Origin of the sequence: Shewanella sp. SM69 (assembly GCF_025653985.1) — a bacterium.
GTDB classification, from domain to species: domain Bacteria; phylum Pseudomonadota; class Gammaproteobacteria; order Enterobacterales; family Shewanellaceae; genus Shewanella; species Shewanella oncorhynchi.
Genome location: NZ_JAKKRV010000003.1, coordinates 122,954 through 144,292, shown reverse-complemented (window position 1 = coordinate 144,292; position 21,339 = coordinate 122,954). Strand labels below are relative to the sequence as shown.

19 protein-coding genes are annotated in these 21,339 nt (G+C 44.0%); 10 read left to right on the top strand and 9 right to left on the bottom strand.

What is annotated here, in order from left to right:
* Positions 1 to 19: 19 nt before the first annotated feature.
* A complete protein-coding gene (locus tag L5M37_RS06540; protein WP_263178741.1) occupies positions 20 to 907 on the bottom strand; it encodes a LysR family transcriptional regulator in 888 nt (295 codons plus the stop codon).
* A gap of 90 nt (positions 908 to 997) precedes the next feature.
* On the opposite strand from L5M37_RS06540, the gene L5M37_RS06535 reads away from it, so the two are divergent.
* Positions 998 to 1,432, top strand: coding sequence for a PACE efflux transporter (locus L5M37_RS06535; RefSeq protein WP_263161960.1), 435 nt, complete (start codon positions 998 to 1,000; stop codon positions 1,430 to 1,432).
* Positions 1,433 to 2,025: 593 nt separating this feature from the next.
* The gene (locus L5M37_RS06530; protein ID WP_113939328.1) at positions 2,026 to 2,850 is read left to right on the top strand and encodes a substrate-binding periplasmic protein; all 825 of its coding nucleotides are present in this window, start codon (positions 2,026 to 2,028) and stop codon (positions 2,848 to 2,850) included.
* 28 nt (positions 2,851 to 2,878) lie between these two features.
* On the opposite strand, the gene L5M37_RS06525 is transcribed toward L5M37_RS06530, so the two are convergent.
* Positions 2,879 to 3,769 (bottom strand): LysR family transcriptional regulator, encoded by an 891-nt coding sequence (locus L5M37_RS06525; protein ID WP_028761417.1) that lies wholly within the window; start codon positions 3,767 to 3,769, stop codon positions 2,879 to 2,881.
* A 140-nt stretch (positions 3,770 to 3,909) separates the two neighbouring features.
* On the opposite strand from L5M37_RS06525, the gene L5M37_RS06520 reads away from it, so the two are divergent.
* Complete coding sequence (locus L5M37_RS06520) at positions 3,910 to 5,166, top strand: adenylosuccinate synthase (protein ID WP_113939327.1); 1,257 nt, start codon at positions 3,910 to 3,912, stop codon at positions 5,164 to 5,166.
* A gap of 152 nt (positions 5,167 to 5,318) precedes the next feature.
* On the opposite strand, the gene L5M37_RS06515 is transcribed toward L5M37_RS06520, so the two are convergent.
* Positions 5,319 to 6,299, bottom strand: coding sequence for a chemotaxis protein (locus L5M37_RS06515; protein ID WP_028761419.1), 981 nt, complete (start codon positions 6,297 to 6,299; stop codon positions 5,319 to 5,321).
* 341 nt (positions 6,300 to 6,640) lie between these two features.
* On the opposite strand from L5M37_RS06515, the gene L5M37_RS06510 reads away from it, so the two are divergent.
* Positions 6,641 to 7,072, top strand: coding sequence for a thioesterase family protein (locus tag L5M37_RS06510; RefSeq protein WP_168822859.1), 432 nt, complete (start codon positions 6,641 to 6,643; stop codon positions 7,070 to 7,072).
* 206 nt (positions 7,073 to 7,278) lie between these two features.
* On the opposite strand, the gene L5M37_RS06505 is transcribed toward L5M37_RS06510, so the two are convergent.
* Positions 7,279 to 8,772: a putative bifunctional diguanylate cyclase/phosphodiesterase gene (locus tag L5M37_RS06505; RefSeq protein ID WP_263199957.1), complete on the bottom strand. Its 1,494-nt coding sequence runs from the start codon at positions 8,770 to 8,772 to the stop codon at positions 7,279 to 7,281.
* 90 nt (positions 8,773 to 8,862) lie between these two features.
* The gene (locus tag L5M37_RS06500; RefSeq protein ID WP_131523262.1) at positions 8,863 to 9,705 is read right to left on the bottom strand and encodes an HDOD domain-containing protein; all 843 of its coding nucleotides are present in this window, start codon (positions 9,703 to 9,705) and stop codon (positions 8,863 to 8,865) included.
* Positions 9,706 to 10,033: 328 nt separating this feature from the next.
* On the opposite strand from L5M37_RS06500, the gene yegQ reads away from it, so the two are divergent.
* The 3 genes from yegQ (at position 10,034) to L5M37_RS06485 (ending at position 14,068) form a co-directional block, all read left to right on the top strand.
* Entirely contained in the window at positions 10,034 to 11,401 is a 1,368-nt protein-coding gene (gene yegQ, locus L5M37_RS06495) for a tRNA 5-hydroxyuridine modification protein YegQ (protein WP_263199844.1), read from the top strand.
* A 4-nt stretch (positions 11,402 to 11,405) separates the two neighbouring features.
* Entirely contained in the window at positions 11,406 to 11,657 is a 252-nt protein-coding gene (locus L5M37_RS06490; RefSeq protein ID WP_263199842.1) for a YfhL family 4Fe-4S dicluster ferredoxin, read from the top strand.
* Between the two features lie 521 nt (positions 11,658 to 12,178).
* Positions 12,179 to 14,068, top strand: a complete 1,890-nt coding sequence (locus L5M37_RS06485) for a S8 family peptidase (protein ID WP_263199840.1) — start codon at positions 12,179 to 12,181, stop codon at positions 14,066 to 14,068.
* 109 nt (positions 14,069 to 14,177) lie between these two features.
* Here L5M37_RS06485 and L5M37_RS06480 read toward each other — a convergent pair whose 3' ends face one another.
* The gene (locus L5M37_RS06480) at positions 14,178 to 14,711 is read right to left on the bottom strand and encodes an SCP2 domain-containing protein (RefSeq protein ID WP_105251724.1); all 534 of its coding nucleotides are present in this window, start codon (positions 14,709 to 14,711) and stop codon (positions 14,178 to 14,180) included.
* 138 nt (positions 14,712 to 14,849) lie between these two features.
* Here L5M37_RS06480 and L5M37_RS06475 point away from each other — a divergent pair, with 138 nt between their 5' ends.
* On the top strand, positions 14,850 to 15,860 hold the full coding sequence (locus tag L5M37_RS06475; RefSeq protein ID WP_113939322.1) for a peptidase U32 family protein: 1,011 nt from the start codon (positions 14,850 to 14,852) through the stop codon (positions 15,858 to 15,860).
* Positions 15,861 to 15,897: 37 nt separating this feature from the next.
* Entirely contained in the window at positions 15,898 to 16,785 is an 888-nt protein-coding gene (locus tag L5M37_RS06470) for a U32 family peptidase (RefSeq protein WP_263167027.1), read from the top strand.
* Between the two features lie 36 nt (positions 16,786 to 16,821).
* Here the strand turns inward: L5M37_RS06470 and L5M37_RS06465 are convergent, their stop codons facing one another.
* A complete protein-coding gene (locus L5M37_RS06465) occupies positions 16,822 to 17,535 on the bottom strand; it encodes a hypothetical protein (protein ID WP_113939320.1) in 714 nt (237 codons plus the stop codon).
* Between the two features lie 706 nt (positions 17,536 to 18,241).
* Between L5M37_RS06465 and L5M37_RS06460 the strand changes: the two genes are divergently transcribed.
* A complete protein-coding gene (locus tag L5M37_RS06460) occupies positions 18,242 to 19,600 on the top strand; it encodes a YjiH family protein (protein WP_173243401.1) in 1,359 nt (452 codons plus the stop codon).
* 301 nt (positions 19,601 to 19,901) lie between these two features.
* Here L5M37_RS06460 and L5M37_RS06455 read toward each other — a convergent pair whose 3' ends face one another.
* Positions 19,902 to 20,621, bottom strand: coding sequence for a hypothetical protein (locus L5M37_RS06455; RefSeq protein WP_263199838.1), 720 nt, complete (start codon positions 20,619 to 20,621; stop codon positions 19,902 to 19,904).
* A gap of 140 nt (positions 20,622 to 20,761) precedes the next feature.
* Positions 20,762 to 21,199, bottom strand: coding sequence for a hypothetical protein (locus L5M37_RS06450; protein WP_263199836.1), 438 nt, complete (start codon positions 21,197 to 21,199; stop codon positions 20,762 to 20,764).
* Positions 21,200 to 21,339 lie beyond the last annotated feature (140 nt).

Sequence of the window (21,339 nt, the reverse complement as noted above, 5' to 3'; positions counted from 1 at the left end):
TTTATTTCTGTCCAACCATTTATTTCTGTCCAACCAAGAGTTCTCTAAACAGTTGCCTGAGTCGTTTCAATAATGGCAGGCTGCTTTTATCTTGATGCTGGATCACATCGACGTTTGCATACCAGCCTATCTGCTCAAATTCTATGGGGACGCGAGTTAAGTTACCCGATGAAACTAAATTGGACGCCATATGCTCGGGCAATAGACACCAACCATGGCCCTGTAATGCGAGCTCCAATAACACGTAATAGTTATCGGCATACCAAACATCAGGACTGAACGCCTGCTGAAAACTACTGGTTTTAGTATTCCGTGAGCGGATGAGTAATTGTCGATACAGTCGCAATGAGTCCATGTTCGGTGCAACTGATTTTGCTAAGGGATGCGAACTCGCCACATAAAGATCGAATTGAATCACCCCAATACTCTCAAAATCTATACTACTTGGCATAGATAATTCACTAAAAATCAATCCTGTAGATGCTCTTCCCGAATGCACCATGTCGATAATATCTATGCTTGAGGCACTGAGAAACTCGAGTTCGATATTAGGGAAATCACCTTCTAACAACCGAATAATTTCAGATATTCTCTGTATCGGAATGCCTTCATCCATCGCAAGGCACACTTCTGAAGATTGACTACTGAAGAGCGATAAGGCGGTATGTTTGAGCCTACGATGTTGAAGAATCGTCGCTCTTGCGTAGGGCAGTAATTTACTACCTTCGGCCGTTAATACTGGATAACGACCCGAACGGTCAAATAACTCAACCCCACAGTCAATTTCAAGATTCATCACATGCTGGCTAATCACGGATTGTGCTTTCTTAAGTTGCCTTGCGGCATTCGAAAATGAACCAGATTCTACGGTTTCCATAAAGGCTTCGAGTTGCTCGAGACTAAACATATCGCTTTTACCGATACTATCTAACTATAAATTATCCCTATACTAGATAAAATTATGGCCATAGTCACATTAAATGAATGGGAAATAGCCATGAAAACGACAGAACGTATCTTTAACGCCTTACTCTTTGAAGCGATTGCACTCGCTATTATTATCCCCTTTTCTGCCCTTATATCAGGCAAGGGAACCAGTGAACTTGTCATAGTTGGTATCGCTTTGAGTCTTTATACCGTGGTATGGAACTACTTCTACAACCTAGGATTCGACAGGGTATTTGGGGCAAATCGAGAGCAACGCACTTTGAAAACCAGAATACTGCATACCTTTGGATTTGAAGGGGGACTTATTTTCATTAGCATACCGACCATCGCCTGGTTTCTACAGATAGGTTGGTTGGCAGCCATGGGCTTAGAAGCGGTTTTTTTGATCTTTTTCTTCTTCTACAGCACCCTATTCCATTGGTGCTATGACAAATATCAGCCCTACAAGACTTGGTTTACTATGCAAGCCACTAAGGTCAAATAGCGCAGCTAAGATCAACACACATCACCATCAAACGAACCTCACTAAACAATTTAGCGATTCGTTTGATGGCAACATTGAAACTTATCCATTTCAATTTCTTCTACTTATACCAATCACATTAAATATCTAATCAGTTCAGAGCCTCACAGGCATCTCAATCCAAGGCGCATTGACGCAGAAATGGTTATTCCCTTTTAAGTCAATGCAACACGGGAGTGGGATGCCTGTGAGGCTCCCGAAGGGCGGGTTTTAACGCGCTTTATACTGCGTTCAAGGCTTTCGACAGAGCACCACTATGCCTTCAAGCCTTCGCCTTGTCTAAAGCGCGTTGAACTCCCGCTGAATGAACAGATATTTAGTACGATTGGTATTAGCAAGAAAGCTAAACCAGTTCATGTGTTGCCCAGCGTAAAATTCCCCTTAAACACAGTACATAAAAATAATAGACCCGCACACAGTAAACTGAGGTTGTTGAAATATCCTATAAACGTCACAAAAGGACTAACTATCAGTAATTAATATTCAAATCATTAGTCTAGATATAATTCTTTATGCTATAAAAGCCATATATTAAGCGGGGAGATGGAAGCAAAATGCGCGCAGGGAACAGAATGAGGCTCAGGATGCAGCAGGCATTAAATTTGCCGTCAGCATTGATACTTAGCATCGTTTTATTGCTCGTATCCATTATTTGTAACATGGCACTCGCTAAAGAAAGCAATGCAATACCAGCAGAATCGCAACCTCAAGCCATAACCTTAGCTGCAGAAGACAGTTGGCCACCTTTCGCCAATCAGTTTGGTCAAGGTATTTCCCATCGTTTAATCCAAGCCGCATTTAGACAGTCGCATATTGAAGTAAATAGCTTAGTTGTACCCTACTCCCGCGCCTTAATGATGGCGGAAAAAGGTGCAGTTGATGGAGTATTTAACGTCACCCGCGAGAACAGTACTGAGCAACGCTTCATCTTTGGAAACACCCCATTATTTATCGCCACGGCTTCTTTTTATCAAAAGAAACAAAAACCTATTCTGGCAGACAATAAATGGGCGCTACCTAAAGGCACCGTTATCGGCGTGATTAAAAGCTATGAATATGGCGATGAATTTCCCAAATTAGTTAAACAGCAACAGCTCAATATCGTCACCGTCGCCAACCAACAACAGCTCATCAATTTATTATTGATTGGTCGCATAGATGCCGCCTTGATGTTCGACTTAGTCGCCAAGGAAAACCTGAAAAAAATGGGGGTAGATGATGAGATTATTCCTGCATTTGCTAACCACAGCAGCGATATTTTTTTGGCCTTCTCGAAAGGAAATCCGCAAGCACAAACCTTAGCGACCCAACTCGACGCTGGCTTATCACAGCTAAAAGCCACAGGCCAATACGACAAACTGCTCTTAGTCGCTGACTAATCCACTATCGCTACAAGCGAATGATAGATTACCGCTGCGAGCGAATGATCTCTTGATTCACCCAATATAACAGCTGCTTAATAGCCTTCGACAGGATCTGATTCTGGCGCACAATATAACCTAAACTCGTTGTAGGGAATTGCGGTAGAGGAGTGACTTTAGTGGTGAGATTCGCCTTAGTGTAAACCGAAAACTCCGGTACGATAGCCACACCAAATCCCGCCTCAGCCCAATCGATTTGCGCGTCAACACTACCGACTTCCATTATTCTGTAATTCGATAAGTTCAGCGACGGCAATGCGGGATCGAGCAATTCGCGGGTTCGCGTATCGTGTCCTAATAAAATCAACGTCGGTTGCTCGGCTAAGGGCGTATCCACAGAGGGTTTTGCCTGCTGCCATTGCTGTAAATTATCTCCGATTGCACACCATTTAATCTGTTGTAGCTCAGTAAAATGCAGTGGCTGACTTTCCTTCTGCGCAATCACAAACCCTAAATCTGCCTCGGCATTTTTCACCAATTCAGAGGCTTGTGATGAGGTTGTGTTGAGCAGTGAGAAATCTATTCCCGGAAACTCCGCCTTAAAAAGCTGAAACGGCTGGATCAACAATAACCGCGAGATAATGTCGCTGGCGGCAATGGTCAATGTGCCTTGACTAAGGTCATTAATCGCATTGAGATCCGCCTGACAAATTTGCAGCTCCATTAACGTCTTCTGACTGCTCTCTAACAGGCGAAATCCCGCTTGCGTTAATCGAAAGGGATTACGGTCAATCAACTTGACTCGAGTGCTTTGCTCTAACTGCTTAATATGCAAGCTAACATTGGGCTGCGTCATGTGCAGCGCTGTGGCCGCTTTCCCAAAATGCTTGTATTCAGCTAAAGTCACGAAGGTCTTTAACCAATGGATATCGAGCATAACGTCACCTTTTGCAAAGTATTAGAGTTAATGATAGCCAATGATATATGAAATTCTTATTGGGATGATAACCATAATTAATTTCTCTTATTCAAATGACGGGTCTAGCATAGCGTCTTAATCAATGAGGAGATGTTGTTATGCCGTCGATCGTGGTTGTGGGTGCAAATTGGGGTGATGAAGGCAAAGGCCGCATCGTAGATTATTTAGCCGCGGATGCCGCTGCCAGTATTCGCTTTCAAGGTGGTAACAACGCTGGCCATACCGTCGTCAACGACTATGGCACCTTTAAATTACACCAATTACCGAGTGGCATTTTCAACCCTAACTGCGTTGCAGTTTTAGGCCCTGGCATGGTGATCAGCCCTGAAAAACTCAGTGTAGAAATTGCTGAAGTGCAAGCGGCTGGCATTGAAGTCAAATTATGCATTTCTGACCGTGCTACCCTGTGCTTACCTCTACATGCATTAGAAGATACCTTAGAAGAACAACGTCTTGGCGACCTCGCCTATGGTTCAACCCGTCAAGGGATTGCACCAGCCTATGGCGATCGCGTGATGAAAAAAGGCATTTTAGTCGGCTGGTTAAACCAACCTGAAGTGCTGCAAGAGCGCATTCAATTTATGCTCGACTGGAAATTACCGCAGTTAAAAGCACTTTATCCAAGTTGCGATTTTAATCAAACCGCCGCCGAAATGACCGCATGGTTATTAGAAGTGACGGCACCTTGGCGTCCGTTTATTTGTAACGTGACAGAGCCATTAAAAGCATTACAAAAACAAGATGCGAGCTTACTGTTTGAAGCGCAATTAGGTGCTGGCCGCGACTTAGTCTACGGCGAATATCCTTATACCACATCTTCAAACGTGACTGCGGCTTACGCGGGTATCGGCAGCGGTTTACCAGCTCTGCGTCCAGAGCGCGTAATTGCTGTCGCGAAAGCCTTTAGCTCATCAGTCGGCACAGGTACGTTAGTGACCGCAATGGAAGAGCAAGACGCCTTCCGCGAAAATGCCAACGAGTTTGGTGCAACGACAGGCCGTCCACGTGACATGGGATATTTTGATGCTGTTGCCACCCGTAATGGTGTTGAGCTACAAGCAGCAACCGAAATTGCCCTGACTAAGATTGATTGTCTTTCTGGCATGAAAGATCTGAAAATCTGTGTTGCCTATGCTGGTGAACACACTGAGAACCCAATTTGGCCACAAACTGCTGCGTTAAGCCCAGTGTATGAGCAAATGCAAAGCTGGAGCGAAGATATTACTAGTTGTCGCACCTTCGAAAGCCTACCAGTCGCCGCACAACAATATGTTGAACGTATTGAAGACTTAATGGGTGTACGCGTTAGCATGGTTTCTGTTGGACCAGAGCGCGATCAAATGATCATTCGCTAGTAAACAACGTTTACCCTACAAAAAAGCCATATTCGCCTCGGTGAATATGGCTTTTTACTTTGATATGGTTTGTCATTGAAGAATCACTAAAGACGTTGATAGCGATGACTCGAATACCCCATATTCAAATATCGCCGCTAAATGAAATGGCATTACTCTTCGAATACGTATTTATCTATCATACCGACCATACGACCAATTTCTGGTTTAGTAATGGTATCGTTAGCACCTAATGCCATCGCCTTTGCGCGGTTATCTTCACTCATTAAAGAGGAAAACATCACAATTGGCATTTGTCGATACGCCTTGGATTCTCTTAAGCGTTTCACCAAATGCATGCCATCCATGCGAGGCATCTCAACATCTGTAATAATGGCGCTGACAAAATCAGAAATAGAAGCATTATCTTGGTCAGCAAGATTCTCAAATTCCATTAGCATTTCAAGGGCATCACCACCATCTTTGGCTGTGATAATGTTGTAACCTGCGCTGCGAAGGGTATTTTCGATCATCTTACGAATAAAAGCGGAATCATCGACAATTAAAATCGTTTTCGCTTCACGTTTCGCCAGCATTTTATCATTGATCAGTACACTTCTATCGAGCGTGACATCGTACTTATCCATACTCAGTTCAGGATTGATATCGGCAATAATCTTCTCAAAATCCAATATCATAATGAGCATGCCATCACGGCGCACTACGGCAACGACACAATCATTTTCACCCGCTTCTAAAAATTGACTCGGCGATTCAACTTGCTCCCACGACACTCTATGGATGCTACGAACACTATCGATTAAGAACCCATTAATCATCTTATTAAAATCAGTCACTATGACCACTTTGTGGGTTAAATCCTCTGGTGTCGATATTCCGAGCCAACCGGCAAGATCGACCAAAGGGATCAACTTTTCTCGCAGCGAGAACACCCCAACCATGTGCCGCTGGGCATTGGGATAATCTGACGTTTCTGGCACCCTAATCACTTCTCTCACTTTGGCGACATTAATACCGTAATGGCACACCTTATGGCCACCGTTAGGAAGTGTCTTATGTAGATGAAACTCAATAATTTCGAGTTCATTTGTGCCACTCTCTGTCAATATTTCTGATTTTTTAATTTCGCTCATATAAAGCTCTCAACCTAGCAAATCAACGTAAGAAAGGGATTGCAGTTATCAGTATAGGAAGGGATTAATGAATTAGGCACGATAGTGTGATTTTACTGCCTGATTAGCGTGATATTTTTTGGGTAACAAGCATTTTATCTATAAGCAGAAAAACGTCACATAATCGAATCTAATAACTATTTCAGTCGTCACATTGTCAATCATGTCCAGCCGTTGCCGACCTAAAGTAGTCTGCACATTTCCTTTAACAGCGCTTTTGTCTCTCCGCATTAGAGGTTTTGTTTTAAGAGATAAGCCGCTAAACTATTGCGCAATAAAACTATCTAGAATAGCCGTACCCCATGCCGCAATTTAGCCCGACCTTTTCTTTCCCAGTGCAAATCTACTATGAAGATACTGATTTTTCTGGCGTGGTGTATCACCCCAACTTTTTGAAATACTTCGAGCGAGCCCGTGAGCATGTGATTGGTGCTGAGCGTTTAAGTGCATTATGGCAACAAAACCAACTGGGTTTTGCTGTGTATCGTAGCGATATGCTATGCCATGAGGGGGTGGAATTTGCCGATATTATCGATGTACGGACTAAATTTTACTTTGAGAGCAAGTATCGCACTGTGTGGCTACAGGAAATTTGGCGCCCTCAGGGCAAAAAACCTGCTGTCACTGCAACCATAGAAATGGTGTGTATGAATCAAGCCCGTCAATTAGCGCCTATGCCGGCAGAGTTAATCGCCATATTAAGTCTTGGTTTCACATCAAGCGAACAAAGCTAATACTCTTACATACAAGTACGCGCGATTTCCTGAGCTTATTTTGACATCAGCAAAGGCAACAAAAATCACTCAAAGAAGTACAACTCAAATAGCGATAACTGGACAGTATTAAGGCTCGGCTGCAAGCCTTAATACTCTTGATTTGACGAGCATTTGATTTAACGAGCATTTGATTTAACGAGCGCTTACTTTAATGAGCACAAGGTTTAGATTGTATTATGTAGTTGGGCCCAGTTCATTTCGAGTTCGGCGGCACTCATGGGCTTCGCGTAATACATACCTTGTATAGTATCAACCCCCATAGCCACTAACCTATCTCTAATCTCAAGCGTTTCAATTCCTTCAACAGTTACCTCATAACCGAGTTTTTTGGCGATATTAATACTGGCTTCGAGGATGTATTCCGACGGTTTATCCTGCTCCAGATCCTTTAAAAAGGCTTTATCGATTTTGACTTCATTGACGGGTAAATGCTTTAAATAAGCTAAAGAAGAATGACCTGTACCAAAATCATCAATTGCAAGTCTAACTCCTAAGGCACGTATCTTTCCTAACGTCTCAACCGCCTTAGTTAAATCCGCCATTAAAGTGCTTTCAGTAATTTCGATCATCAAAGATTCGGGTGGGAGCTGGTAATAGGCTAATCTTGCAGCAATTTCTTGGGGTAAGGTTTCACTGTCAAGATCCCGTGTCGACAGGTTAACTGCAACACACAATTGTATCCCCGCCGCGCGCCATTTTGCCTGCTGTGCTAAAACCTGATCGAGTGCCCATTGGCTGACTAAATCAATCATGCCAGCATATTCAGCTAAGGGAATAAATTCTCCAGGAGAAATAATCCCGAGTTCGTCATGCTCCCAACGCATCAAGGCTTCAACCTGAAAACATCGACCCGTTACAATATCCTGTTTAGCTTGATACACCATATATACTTGATTACGTTGCAAACCTTTAGGCAAACTATCGATAATTTTCAGTTCCCTTAACTGACGAATATCATCATTTTGGGCATAGTAAGCAATCGCGCTACGAGAATGGCGGGCTTTCTTCAGCGCCAAATCGACTCGACGTAGCATCTGACTCGTGTCGGCGTGGTGTTCTTGTAAATGCATACAACCGATTTGAAGCTTAACGCTGACGGGTGTGTTCTTAATGTTAAAAGGCACTTGCAACCGCCCTCTTAAGTGGACTAATTGCTCCTCAGTCAACGCTTGCTCGTAATATAAACAGAATTCATCACCATTGAGGCGTGCGATTAATCTCGGGGATAAACTTAAGCTATTTAAGCGTTCGGCAAATTGCTTCAGCAGGATATCGCCAAACACAAAACCAAAGAGATCATTTACATAGCGAAATCGATAAATATCAATTAGCACTAATGTCCCTTGAGTCAGCGGCATCATGCCGGTAAGAGTACGTTTCAGGCCGACACGATTAACAAGTCCTGTTAGCTTATCCTTGCCCACACTTGCCGGTAACGCCTTTAATAATTCATTTAAAGTATGGTAGAGAGGAGCAAACGCTTGGGGGACGATGCCAATGTCTAAAGCTTGGCGTTCAACCTTTTGCTGCTCTAGCTGGGTACAAAGCTGTGCTAAGAATTTTTGCTGCGACCGTAAAGATCTGTATTTTGCCTGCAGGATATACAATGAAAATATCAATAAAGCGAGAGAAGCGACAACTAACCCGATTACGAACATACCTTGGCCTCTGCCATACCACGTAAGCTTTTTCTCAAATGACACGATAAAAGATATCAGCGCCATTTGAATTCCATTTAGGCCTAACGATTATTGGTAACTTTCTCTAATTGAATGGAATTTATCCATAAACTCATCACTGGCTAAATCATCGGTCGTCACAGGTAATCCACGGGCGACAAACACACCGAGACGTTGCTCTAGTTCAGTGCCCGCTCGCAATTCACCAGTATAAAAGGCCGCTGCACGAATAAAGTCAAGATAGGTGACATGATCGGGTAGATAAGGTAAATCAGCCCAACGCTCAACCACTTCCATCACTTCGGTAGAGAAATCCCAACTTTTCAAAACAGCACGACCCAAAGGCCCTTGCATTTTACGTACGAGCGCGCGTAATTGATCAATGCTAGTGAATAAATGGGGATGCGCCTCCGCTTCTGTTAATACAGGTAAGGCGCCAATGTTATGCACGAGTCCAGCTAAGGTTAAGGTATCAAAATTTAACCGACTGGTTGAATGACGCTTATTGTACATCTGCAGCATGGCACAAGACGCAGCGGTTACATCGATTGAGGTACGCCACACTTCGTCCATGACTTCCCACACCATTTCATTGGTGGAAATGAACAATTGCTCCATCGCCACCGAAGTGGCAATGCTTTTAATCTGAATTAAACCAATACGAGAAACCGCACTGTTGATACTTTCAGCGGGTACGCCTCGGCTATATAGCGCGCTGTTGGCGACCTTAATAATACGCGCAGAAATCGCTGCATCTTGGCCGATCACTTCTGCCACTTGTTTAAGGCTCGCATCGGAGCGTCCAACCACTTCTTGCACCCGCATCGCCACTTCAGGCAAGGTCGGTAGTACTAAGGCATCGTCTTTTAGTTTTTTTAATAAACTGACTAACAGTAGATGTTCGGTAGACATCTTAACTCCCATCAATCTGTAAACATCAACATTGGATTGTTGGAGTATATCAGTTGGCTGTCATTAGATGCCTAGAAAAAACAGCAGACGTTAATAATTTGTATGATTGCGTTATCAATTTTGCCTTACTTCTCTGTCTTGATCATCGACCTCAATCATCACTCAAGTTGAAATATTCCGCTCCAGTTGATCTAAGCCAAACTCACTATATTCGTAAAATGTGAAGTACTGCTAAAGTTAACTAAGCCAATTTGCATACCCCTACTTTCATTGTGTAAAATGCCGCCCCCGCGCACCGCGTCATTTATTAACCCATTTGAGAGTGATTATGTTTAAACCTGAGCTGCTGTCTCCAGCTGGAACCTTAAAGAACATGCGCTACGCCTTTGCCTATGGTGCAGATGCCGTGTATGCCGGTCAGCCAAGATATAGTCTAAGGGTACGTAACAATGACTTTAAAATGGAAAACCTTGCCACTGGGATTGAAGAAGCCCATGCACTCGGTAAAAAGCTGTATGTGGTGAGCAATATCGCGCCCCACAATGCCAAGCTAAAAACCTATATCAAAGACATGGAACCCGTAGTGGCGATGAAGCCTGACGCACTGATCATGTCCGATCCCGGTTTAATCATGATGGTGCGTGAAGCGTTTCCTGAACAAGTGGTGCATTTATCCGTGCAAGCGAATGCCATCAACTGGGCCTCGGTAAAGTTTTGGCAAACCCAAGGCATCAAACGCGTGATCCTGTCACGCGAATTGTCCTTAGATGAAATCGAAGAAATTCGTCAGCGCTGCCCCGATATCGAGCTTGAAGTGTTTGTGCATGGCGCCCTGTGTATGGCGTATTCAGGCCGTTGTTTACTCTCAGGTTATATCAATAAACGCGATCCTAACCAAGGCACCTGCACTAATGCTTGTCGCTGGAAATACGATGTACACGAAGCGCAGCAAAATGACAGCGGTGACATCATTGCCATGCCAAATGCGGTGCAAATTGAAACGCCAACGACCTTAGGCGCAGGCGCTCCCACAGATCAAATTTACCTACTACAGGAAGCCAATCGCCCCGGCGAATACATGCCCGCCTTCGAAGATGAGCACGGCACTTATATCATGAACTCTAAAGACTTACGGGCCATTCAGCACGTTGAGCGCCTGACTAAAATGGGCATAGACTCGCTCAAAATTGAAGGCCGCACTAAGTCCTTCTATTACGTTGCCCGTACAGCACAACTGTATCGCCGCGCGATTGAAGATGCTTCATCGGGTAAAGATTTCGACCGCAGTCTAATGAATCAATTAGAAGGCCTAGCCCACCGTGGTTATACCGAAGGCTTTTTACGTCGCCATGTGCATGATGAATACCAAAATTATGACTATGGCTACTCAGTTAGTGACACCCAACAATTTGTAGGTGAACTGACGGGAAAACGTAATCTTGCAGGATTGGCCGAAATTGAAGTAAAAAACAAGTTCTCCGTTGGCGACAGTGTTGAACTGATGACGCCGCAGGGCAATATCAGTTTGACGATTGAACAACTCGAAAATCGCAAAGCTGAAGCGGTTGAAGCCGGTTTAGGTTCGGGGCACACTGTGTATCTACCCGTGCCGAAAGAAGTCGATTTGAGCCACGGTATTTTGCTGCGTAACTTGCCCCAAGGTCAGGATACTCGCAACCCACATGAACTAGGTTAAGATCATGGCACTACTGATCGACGATAGCTGCATCAATTGCGACATGTGTGAACCTGAATGTCCTAATCAGGCCATCACTATGGGCGAAGAGATCTATGAAATCGATCCAGACCGTTGCACCGAATGTGTGGGTCACTACGACAAACCGACTTGCGTGTCTGTCTGCCCCATTGATTGCATCGACCCAGATCCAAACCGTGTCGAATCTAGCGACGAATTGTTAGTGAAATTTGCCGTGTTAACGCAAAAAGCTTAATCACGTCACCAGACCGAGTGGCTATAATGCCTCTCGGTCAAATCTACCCTAATACCTGCCATAACCTGCGCAAAACAACCCGCATAAAAAATCACAATAAAGATGCATTTAACGGTATGAGGAACCTTTAAATCGCTTAAATCCAAGCCTTTATTTCAGCATTAGTCAAAACACTACTTTAGACTGACTTCTTTTCAGCGGTGAATGTCAAAAAAGTAGCAGACGGAATTTATCGCTGCTTCACAGTTTGTGATTCGGACAAAATGTCGCTTGATAAATAACCACTTTTACAAACTCGGTTGTTTTAATAGACTAATAGTTATTATTTTGACGCTTATTTGTACACTTCACTCTTTAGCTAAGTAAAAATCCACCCACGGTCAAATTGTAAATCAAGTGTTACATTTTAACCTTGTAAATTAGATACGCCTTAAGCACCGAACTGGGCAGGTTGAAAATACCTTCTACATTGAATTATGTCTCGAAGTCCGTGGAGACATAAAAAGAAAATGGAGTTCAACATGCATAAGAAACATTTAATTGCAGTCGCGGTCGCAACTGGACTTGCTTACTTCCCTGTTAACGCTAATGAATACCAAGCGAGTATGGTAAGTGTCCCGCAATCTAAAGCCATCAAAGATACTTACATTGTTGTATTCAATACCCCAAGCGTTCTTAATCTAAGTAATAACAACACCATAGCTGAATTCTCGACGAAACAAGCCGAGAGTTTAGTCAACCAATATGATGTCACTGTGATGAAAAACTTTGGCAATGTGCTCAATGGTGTACTCATCAAGGCCAGCGCCCAACAGATTAAAGCACTGCGTAAAGATCCAAATGTGAAATACATAGAACAAGATCAAATCATGTCAGTAACGCCTATGGTTGAAGCCAATGCCAATCAACCGAGTCCGACCTGGGGCATAGACAGAATCGATCAACGAAACTTGCCATTGGATAGTAACTATCACACGGATTTCGACGGCTCTGGTGTAACCGCCTTTGTGATCGATACTGGCGTGCTTAATACTCACAATGAGTTTGGTGGTCGCGCCAGCAGTGGCTATGATTTTGTGGATAATGATTACGATGCGACTGACTGTAACGGCCATGGAACCCATGTGGCAGGAACTGTTGGCGGCGCTACCTACGGTGTGGCTAAAAACGTCAATCTTGTGGGCGTCAGAGTACTCAACTGTTCAGGTTCAGGCAGTAACTCTGGCGTGATTGCAGGGATAAACTGGGTGAAAAACAATGCTTCCGGCCCCGCCGTCGCAAACATGAGTTTAGGAGGAGGAGCCTCCCAAGCAACTGATGATGCAGTCAATGCCGCAGTTGCCGCAGGGGTCACTTTCGTAGTGGCGGCGGGTAACGACAACAGCAGCGCTTGTAATTACTCACCCGCACGGGCGGTAAATGCCATCACGGTTGGTTCAACCACCAGTAACGATTCCCGCTCGAGTTTTTCTAACTTCGGGACTTGCCTTGATATCTATGCGCCTGGTTCGAGCATTACGTCCGCTTGGTATAACTCGAATTCAGCGACTAATACCATAAGTGGTACCTCAATGGCAGCCCCACATGTGGCAGGCGTTGCCGCATTATACTTAGATGAAAATCCAAATCTATCTCCCGCACAGGTGACAAACTTACTTACGACACGCGCCACGTCAAATAAAGTTACAGACGCTAAAACAGGTTCACCCAATAAATTACTCTTTTCACTCGCAGGCGATGATGGTGGCTGTGGCAATAATTGCCCCGTCGATGAAACACCGCTGCAAAATAATGTGGGTGTCGCAATCAGTGGTGCCACAGGTTCTGCGACGTATTACTACATCGATGTCCCAGTCAATGCGGCAAGTTTAGGGATCAATCTAGCGGGTGGTTCTGGTGATGCGGATATTTATGTCAGCCAAGGGCAAAAACCGACGACAACAAGCTACCAATGCCGCCCCTATCAAAATGGCAACAATGAGAGCTGTAATTTCACCACACCTACGGCGGGTCGGTGGTATGTGATGGTGCAAGGCTATAATAATTACGCCAATGCCCAACTGACAGCCAGCTATAACCTGAATGGCGGCGGAAGCTGCACCGATGCAAACTGCTTAACCAATGGCGTACCTGTCACGAATTTAAGCGGGGCAACGGCAACAGAGAAACTGTATAAGATAGTGGTTCCAGCCAATAGCCAACTCAACATTGCCACCAGTGGCGGAACTGGAGATGTAGACCTGTATGTTAAAGCAGGCACTACCCCAACGACCACCAGCTATGATTGCCGCCCCTATAAAAACGGGAACAATGAAAGCTGTTCGATTTCCGTGACTCAAGCGGGAACTTACCATGTGATGTTACGCGCTTATTCGAGCTACTCGGGACTACAACTGAGTGCAAGCTACTAACTCATTGACCAAACCATACAATAAAGTTTAAATAAAAATAAGCCCACTAAGATAACAACTTAGCGGGCTTCTTTATGGAATTAGCAGTGTGTAGTCTCACTAAATAACGTTAAAAGCTTGGGGATTTGGCGAGAATAATTGTCGGTTTCGCTTCAATTTGCAGACGCTCAATCACAGCGGCAAGCTTTTCAACACTAAGACGAATTGGGGCTGGCATACTGGCAAATTCGATACTTAACAGCAGGTTTTTCACTTCGAGTCCTAATTCTGTATCACCTTGAATACTCAGCTTACGCTGGAAGAATAGCGTGTCGGGATCTTCCTTCGCCGCCGCCACTAACACTAGCTCAGCAGAGTTGGCACTGAAGGTCACCTGCGCATTGGTGAGCTCTCTGACTTGCCACTTGCCATTAAAACTGACTTCGAAGGCTAAGTTTATATCTTCCACTCGAATCGCGACCCATTTATCCGTCAAAAATCCAAGCTCATCGCCAGCAGCTTGCTCGGCAAGTAAGAGTTCAAGCAATTGGCTGATGGCTTTTGCTTTGAGGCTAAACGGCATCTTAGCAAGGGGAAAGCCGATGGCTTTTGGGGTGAACTCTAAAAGTTGCTGAGCAAATTTTGCGAAAAAAACAGCGGACATAGCGGGAACCCTACAAGAATAAAACATGATATATCCCAGTTTATCGGGATTTTATGATCTTAAACCTGTTTTAAATCAATTCATCGCCATTCAATCTTACCTACACTCAGCGGCTATCATTTTATCGGGAGCATCACTATGGAGCTGTTGTGTCCAGCAGGAAATCTGGCCTCGCTAAAGTCGGCATTACATGCCGGAGCCGACGCTGTGTATCTAGGGTTAAAAGACGACACCAACGCGCGCTCGTTTGCAGGATTAAACTTCACCCCCGCAAAATTGCAAGAAGCCACTGAGTTGACGCAAAAGCACGGCAAAAAAATCTTTTTAACCTTAAATACTTTTCCAAAGCCCGGTGAAGAGCATCGTTGGTATCAGGCTATCGATTTAGCGGCAAAACTGGGTATGGATGCATTAATTGTCGCCGATCTTTCTTTACTCGATTATGCCCATAGGCACTATCCAAACCTGCCACTGCATTTATCGGTGCAGGCCAGTGCAACCAATCTGGGTGCGCTGAGCTTTTATAAGGAAGCCTTTAACATCGCCCGAGTAGTATTGCCACGGGTGTTATCCATGAAACAAGTACGGGATCTTGCTAAAGTCAGCCCAGTGGATTTGGAAGTATTCGCCTTTGGTAGTCTGTGCATTATGGCCGAAGGGCGTTGCCAGCTGTCATCCTATGTAACGGGCCAATCGCCCAACACAGGTGGATCTTGTTCACCAGCAAAACACGTACGCTGGCAAGAAGAAGGGCAGAACAGATTAACCCGGCTCAACGATGTGTTAATTGATAAATCGGCCCTCGACGAACAAATGGGTTATCCCGTGGTATGCAAAGGCCGTTACATCACAGCAGATCAAGATTCGCCGCAATATTTACTCGAATCACCAACCAGTTTGAATACCTTAAGCTTACTTCCAGAGCTAGCCAAGGCGGGCATAGTGTCGCTGAAAATCGAAGGACGTCAACGCAGCCCCGCCTATGTTGAACAAGTCACTCGAGTATGGCGTCAAGCCATAGACACCTATCTAAATAATCCAGCGCTGTACTCACAAAGCCAAAATCAACCCCATTGGGAACAAGCCCTAGCGAAAGTATCCGAGGGTCAGATCACTACGCTTGGCGCCTACGAGCGCGATTGGCAATAAAAGGTAAATAGAGAGCAAGATTGACAAAGGACACCTTATGAAGATTTCCCTAGGACCACTGTTATATTGCTGGCAGAAACAGCAAGTCGCTGACTTTTACCAGCAAGTCGCCGCCAGTCAAATTCCCTTAGTGTATTTAGGTGAGGCGGTTTGTAGCCGCAGACGCGAACTCAAGTGGGGCGATTATCTGGAGCTGGCGCAAATGCTCAAGCAGGCGGGTAAAGAAGTCGTGCTTTCGACGCTGGCCTTAATCGAAGCGCCATCTGAATATACTGAGCTCAAACGCCAGGTCGATAACGGTGAGTTTATCGTCGAAGCAAACGATATGGCGGCAGTGTATCTTGCCAAAGAGCGTAAGTTACCCTTTGTCTGCGGCGCGAGTATCAATAACTACAATCGTGCTAGTTTAGACATTTTGCAGCGGTTTGGAATGCAAAGATTTGTCATGCCAGTGGAGCTATCTAAGGCTTGGTTACAACAAGTAATTCAAGAGCAGCCATCATTTGAGGTGGAAGTGCTCGGCCACGGCTATTTACCACTCGCCCATTCGGCGCGCTGCTTTACCGCTAGGCACAAACAGCTCACGAAAGATCATTGCGAAACGGTATGCCGTGAATACAGTAAAGGACTACTCGCGCAAACCCAAGAGCAGCAACCTTTACTCAGGCTCAATGGAATTCAAACCCAATCCGCTAGCTGTTTAGATTTACGCAGTGAAATAGCGGCAATGACACAAATAGGGGTCGATGTGTTTCGAGTATCACCCAGTAGTCTTGACTGCATCACTAAAGCCAATACTTTGGTCGATACGATTCAAGCGACTAAAAATGTTCAGGATTTTTCGATGAATAGCAATCTTGGTATAACCCAGTGCAACGGTTATTGGTTTGGTGAAGCGGGCCTTGCTGTGCATGTGAATCCATAGCCTAGAGCTGAAGATAAGTCTAAATTCAAAGATAACTCAGCCAATGATTTTGGGATCTTGGCTGAAGTTTAACTGGCTAAAAAGCAGCACACTTGTCCAGCACAATAAACTTCCCAGTCCAATCCATTCTAGTAGGGCTGGCCACCACAAAGTAGGACGCGGCAGTTGCAATACCATCTCCTGATAAAACGGTCTATCGCCTTCGGTCAAACCTAAATTGAGCTGTGGTGCATACAGAAACGTCAACATGCTACATAAGACTATTAACGCCAACAACCCAGTCCAACGGCCAAAGTTAGACTTGCCGAAACAGACCAAGGCTAAATAGAAGATCGCACTCAAACTCCCCAGATAGAAAAACCATTTCAGCCCAAGAACATGCAAGTGATACACGTTCACCGGAAATAATCCCACGCTCGCTAAAGCCAGAAAAGTGAGAGCCAAACTGATAAAGAAAGGGTATCCCCAGCAAGAAGTCACCTGCTGCAAAGAAGACAAACAATAGAAAACGAGGCTTAAACTGCCAAAAAACAACCCACCGTTGAGAATGACAGCGAAAGACGAATGACCATAAGTCCCTAATTCACTTAGGGTGTGATTCAAAAAATTGAAGCGATGGAATTCAGAATCATCGAACCCCAAAACAGTAATAACAATGCCAATTAAAAGCCCAAAGATCCCCAAAAAACCAAACTTAATGGCCAGTGTTGAGCCGCCTTTAATCGTAACCTTCTGTACTTTTGCGATCATGAATACTAGAGCTGGATGGGAGTAATACTAACTTACATGGAAATGAGAAGATTTAAAGCGGCGGGTATCCGCTTTATGAATAATATTTTTACTTTCATCGTTATTTGCGACTTTTTAGTCAATCACAAAAGCATCAAGATAATGGAGAAGGTCACTTTTAGAGATAGGTCGATTTAAAGGCTTATCGCATAAAAATGTGTCCTAGTGCCCAAGACTCCTTAACATTACCGCGATATGCACAACAGGTTCTCGTCAACGCTATATAGCCAGAGTTATCTCTATTGCACTTTCAAATCGAACAGAAAACCAGCCAACATGGCAGTAGCGCTAAAGTTGCTGATGTTTTTTTGTGCAGAAATAACATCTAGATAGTTTCACACACATCAGTAAACAAGTAATTAACCAGTCGTTAACCAACCTAAGGTAATTGATGGTAAGACCATGTTTAATAATGCTTTTACAGTAATGCAAGCCAATATAGCCACTCTTAATTTATCGACAACTGAAGTAAAATAACTATGCTGTTTTGCTGCTTATATCAAACTAACTAGCGAATCGTTTTACATAGAGAAGCTAAGCGAGTAATCTTCCCCATTCTCGTTTTTGAGTTGAATTTAAATGCACCTTAATTAGCGTCGACAGCTTGTTACGTGCGGCTATTTATTCAAATTTACCATGTACGACTCGTACTTTAAGGTGTACAACATTGGCTACTGAAAATAAAAACCGAAACATTAAGACGATACTCACCTTTATCGTCCCTTCGCTGATTGGTCTGTTGTTATTTATGACCCCTATCAGCTACAACGATGCGATCACAATTCCTATCGCTATCATATCTAAAGCACTGCAAGGCGCATTGAGCGGTGTGCTAACCCTCATAGTGACTATTATTGTTGTGACTACGGCGCTGGCCTCTTTGCTGTCAAAAGTGTTTAAGCCCACATTCGTTACACAAAATCACTTCCTTAATGGTTTATTGAATGTCAGCCCTATGTGGTTGACGACTCGGATCTTAGGTGCAGTGTTTATCGTACTGACTTACTTAGGTTTAGGTCCAGAGATCATCAACTCCTCGAGCACTGGCGCATTAGTCTTAAACGACTTATTACCTGTGTTGTTTTCGGTATTTATCTTTGCGGGTATGTTACTGCCGCTGCTGCTGAACTTCGGCCTACTCGAGCTCTTTGGCACACTCTTAACGAAAGTCATGCGTCCCGTGTTCAATCTACCGGGTCGTAGTGCTATCGATTGTATGGCCTCATGGTTAGGTGATGGCAGTGTCGGCATTTTGCTGACCAGCAAACAATACGAAGCCCGTTTTTATACCCAGAGAGAAGCCGCAGTTATTGGTACAACCTTCTCGGCGGTATCGATTACCTTCAGCTTAGTGGTGATCTCTCAAGTTAAGTTAGAGCATATGTTTGTGCCCTTTTATTTGACTGTGTGCCTCGCGGGTTTTGCCGCCGCTGTGATTGTGCCTAAGTTGCCACCATTATCGTGGAAGAAAGACAACTACATAGATGACACACCACGCATGCCAGATGATGAGCTGATCCCAGCTGGACATGGCGCCTTATCTTGGGGCTTTGATAAAGCCTTAGAAAAAGCCGCCAGTGCTGGTGGCATAAAAGCGGTCTTAAATGAAGGTATTAAAAACGTTGTCGATATGGTGTTTGGTATTATTCCTGTGGTAATGGCCATTGGTACGCTGGCACTGATTATTGCCGAGCACACGCCCATATTTAACTATTTGGGTATGCCGTTTATTCCATTACTCGAATTACTGCATATTCCAGAAGCCACTGAAGCCTCTAAAACAATCGTGGTCGGTTTTGCGGATATGTTTATTCCGTCAATCCTTGCCAGCTCAATTGAATCAGATATGACCCGCTTTGTAATTGCAGCCTTATCTGTGACTCAGTTGATCTATATGAGTGAAGTCGGTGCACTGCTTATCGGCAGTAAAATTCCCGTCAACTTCGTTGAGCTTTTCGTGGTGTTTATTCTACGCACCTTAGTGACACTACCTGTTATCGCAGGTGTAGCCCATTTATTGTTCTAACATTACGCTAGTTTGGGCCTAACGTAGGTTTTAATGTAAGTCCAACAAGCGTTCCAAAAAAGGGGAGTCAGATTAACTGACTCCCCTTTTTGCACTAACTCATACACGAACTGGCTGATTTGATTATATAGCGTGACTTAATCGTACAATCTCCACTCGACACCACACAACTCACTTTTGGACAAAAATGAGTTAGGTTATTAACTCTAACTGATGAGTTTCGGATTACCATTTCTATGGAGATAATGCCCCGGTTTGGAGCCGCGAAGCGGAGGGAAATCGGTCGCTGTGCAGCCGATTGCTAGCGCAATCTTTCATTACTTAACCCTACCTCTCGAAGTAATAGCCTGCCAAGCGAGGTAATTTTGTAGCCCTTAGTTTTCAGCTTAACCCCTCGACTCGACGTATCCATGTCAATGTCTTTTTCTAGCAAACCCAGGGATGCAAGATGCTCCTTATAGCTATTCTGCAGTGTAGATTTGTCGAGTACTGGCTGAGATGACCCAAGATGTGCTGCAACTGGATTAAGTATGTGATCATGCTTCTCTCGAAACTCCGTATCACCACCCATTACGCGATTTAAATAAAATCTCAGCCAAATAATTTCAATATCATTCAGCTCTCCGAGAATACGAAGTAAATGCTTGGACTCATAGTGTTCTATATCATCTGACGAGATACTATTGGAAACAAGCGATGATATGTAACCTCTCCTTTCATCTGTTAGCGATCTCGCTGCTTGCCGCAAGCTTTCCTCTACCAAATCTGTAAAGTTCTCATCAGACATGTTTTGTTTAACAGCGTCCTGCTCGATTTTCGATAACCTGCTTTCGAGAGCTTCCGCATATTTTACAATTCTATCTATTCGCTGATTTGGTATTACATTCCCGGCAATTTCTGCAAGTAATGACCCAGCGAAAGGAACCATACCAAGTGCAGACTTTGCAGCAGAAGCGACATAATCGGCACGCGAGTTCTGTAAAACGATTCCTTCTTTATTGGGGTTCTCAGATTGATCCATATCGTTTCTCTCCATCGCGCTAACGCCGCATTAAGGTGTGAGCAACGCTACCACGAAACCTAACCATATCAACTTAAAAACCTAACCATGACACAAAAAAGCCAAGCGTTGGGAATCACTCTTAAATGCTTGTTTGGAGTTTACACACCCCAAGTACATAACTTATCTTCATACATAGATGTATAAGTAATTCGGAAGCTAAACTGTTCTTCTACTAAATCTAATAACTCATCACCCTCTTTCCCGAAAGTAACTTTAAGTAGTTGTACTTTGTCATTAGCCTTTATAGTCGAGTTGACCGTTGGTATGAAGTATTCGTACTCAAAGCTAGTGATTTCCCTAGCACCAGACAAAACCCAGTTCTTGTAAGGATCGTTATTAGGATTCACTACTTCTTTATTGCCTAACTTAACATAGAACCCCTTAATTAACGCAGGACCTAAACCATCATTACGAAGATAAATTAGAATCGCATTTTTATCCCTTTCTATATGAGATATGACGAAAGGTCTGACCGATAATCTATTGTGTTTTCTTCCAGCCATTAATTGTAAAATTGAAACGACCAATGCTAGCAAAGCAATAAAAGTTGCAATGACTGAAATATAAGTTGAAGTTTCGATATATCCTCCTGAGTCCTAACATTTTATTAGTGCGCATGCGCATTTATCATGTTAGACCAGTGAAAGCGCGCACAGTTAACTATCTGTATGTAAAG

Coding starts and splice junctions, on each gene's coding strand:
- L5M37_RS06540 (WP_263178741.1), bottom strand. CDS start 907: ATGTTTAGTCTCGAGCAACTCGAAGCCTTTATGGAAACCGTAGAATCT.
- L5M37_RS06535 (WP_263161960.1), top strand. CDS start 998: ATGAAAACGACAGAACGTATCTTTAACGCCTTACTCTTTGAAGCGATT.
- L5M37_RS06530 (WP_113939328.1), top strand. CDS start 2,026: ATGCGCGCAGGGAACAGAATGAGGCTCAGGATGCAGCAGGCATTAAAT.
- L5M37_RS06525 (WP_028761417.1), bottom strand. CDS start 3,769: ATGCTCGATATCCATTGGTTAAAGACCTTCGTGACTTTAGCTGAATAC.
- L5M37_RS06520 (WP_113939327.1), top strand. CDS start 3,910: ATGCCGTCGATCGTGGTTGTGGGTGCAAATTGGGGTGATGAAGGCAAA.
- L5M37_RS06515 (WP_028761419.1), bottom strand. CDS start 6,299: ATGAGCGAAATTAAAAAATCAGAAATATTGACAGAGAGTGGCACAAAT.
- L5M37_RS06510 (WP_168822859.1), top strand. CDS start 6,641: ATGCCGCAATTTAGCCCGACCTTTTCTTTCCCAGTGCAAATCTACTAT.
- L5M37_RS06505 (WP_263199957.1), bottom strand. CDS start 8,772: ATGTTCGTAATCGGGTTAGTTGTCGCTTCTCTCGCTTTATTGATATTT.
- L5M37_RS06500 (WP_131523262.1), bottom strand. CDS start 9,705: ATGTCTACCGAACATCTACTGTTAGTCAGTTTATTAAAAAAACTAAAA.
- yegQ (WP_263199844.1), top strand. CDS start 10,034: ATGTTTAAACCTGAGCTGCTGTCTCCAGCTGGAACCTTAAAGAACATG.
- L5M37_RS06490 (WP_263199842.1), top strand. CDS start 11,406: ATGGCACTACTGATCGACGATAGCTGCATCAATTGCGACATGTGTGAA.
- L5M37_RS06485 (WP_263199840.1), top strand. CDS start 12,179: ATGCATAAGAAACATTTAATTGCAGTCGCGGTCGCAACTGGACTTGCT.
- L5M37_RS06480 (WP_105251724.1), bottom strand. CDS start 14,711: ATGTCCGCTGTTTTTTTCGCAAAATTTGCTCAGCAACTTTTAGAGTTC.
- L5M37_RS06475 (WP_113939322.1), top strand. CDS start 14,850: ATGGAGCTGTTGTGTCCAGCAGGAAATCTGGCCTCGCTAAAGTCGGCA.
- L5M37_RS06470 (WP_263167027.1), top strand. CDS start 15,898: ATGAAGATTTCCCTAGGACCACTGTTATATTGCTGGCAGAAACAGCAA.
- L5M37_RS06465 (WP_113939320.1), bottom strand. CDS start 17,535: ATGATCGCAAAAGTACAGAAGGTTACGATTAAAGGCGGCTCAACACTG.
- L5M37_RS06455 (WP_263199838.1), bottom strand. CDS start 20,621: ATGGATCAATCTGAGAACCCCAATAAAGAAGGAATCGTTTTACAGAAC.